This is a genomic window from Dactylosporangium sucinum, assembly GCF_014647515.1.
GTDB classification, from domain to species: domain Bacteria; phylum Actinomycetota; class Actinomycetes; order Mycobacteriales; family Micromonosporaceae; genus Dactylosporangium; species Dactylosporangium sucinum.
In genome coordinates, this window is sequence record NZ_BMPI01000191.1 from 1 (window position 1) to 1,131 (window position 1,131).

The following is a 1,131-nucleotide window of genomic DNA, read 5'->3' on the forward strand; positions in this document are numbered from 1 at the left end:
CCGAGCAGCTTCGCCCAGTCCACATCAACCCCGGCACAGTGCAGCACCCCAGCCGCGGCCAGCACCTGCACCCGCTCCGACTCGTCGCGCCGCAACGTCCCCGTCACCACCGGCACAACGTCGCTGATCCCAACCGTCAACACCGGATGCCCACTCACCTCAACAAACGCCGAATACCCCTCGGCAACCAACGCCTCCACCACCGGCGCAAACCGCACCGGCTCCCGCAAATTCGTGTACCAATAGCCACCATCAGCCTCGACCCCGTCCAACCACCGCCCAAACACCGTCGAAAACCAACCAAGCACCGCCGAACGCGGCCGCACATCCGCCAACCGCTCCCGAAGACCCGCCTCGACCCGCTCCACCATCGGCCCATGCGACGCATAATCAACATCCAGAACCCGAGTCTGCACCGCCAGACCCGCCACCCAATCCCGCAACAACTCCGCCGGCCCGGACACCACCACAGACGCCGGACCATTCACCGCCGCAATCGACAGACCATCAACCAACCACCGCGAAACCAGCTCCACCGACGCCCCAACCGACGCCATCCCACCAGAACCAGCCAACTCCCGCAGCGCACGAGCCCGCACCGCAACAACCTTCGCACCATCCGCCAAACTCAACGCACCCGCAACAACCGCAGCAGCAATCTCACCCTGCGAATGACCAACCACAGCATCCGGCACAACCCCAACCGACTCCCACACCCGAGCCAACGACACCATCACCGCCCACAAAACCGGCTGCACCACCTCCACCCGACCCAGCCAGCCATCACCGCACAACACCGCCCGCAAATCAAAATCCACCCACGGCGCCAACGCCGCACCACACTCATCAATCGACGCAGCAAACACCGGCGACGACGCCAACAACTCCGCACCAAGACCCGCACGCTGCCAGCCCTGACCCGGAAACACCATCACCGTCCTCGGCACACCAGCCACCGCCACCGCCGACGCAGCACCCACCCCACGCAGACCCGCAACCAACTGCGCCACATCCGAACCAGCAACCACCACCCGATACGGAAACCGCGACCGCTGCATCGCCAACGCCACCGCCGCGTCGCGGGGGTCGGGGCAGGTCCGTTCGGCCCAATCGGCCAGCCGCGCCGCCTGC

The 1,131-nt window shown here is 66.2% G+C and carries 1 protein-coding gene; it reads right to left on the reverse strand.

Features of this window, described 5'->3' with window-relative positions; all coding sequences use genetic code 11:
• On the reverse strand, positions 1 to 1,131 hold a 1,131-nt coding region (locus IEZ31_RS55750; protein ID WP_190258288.1), incomplete at both ends, for an acyltransferase domain-containing protein.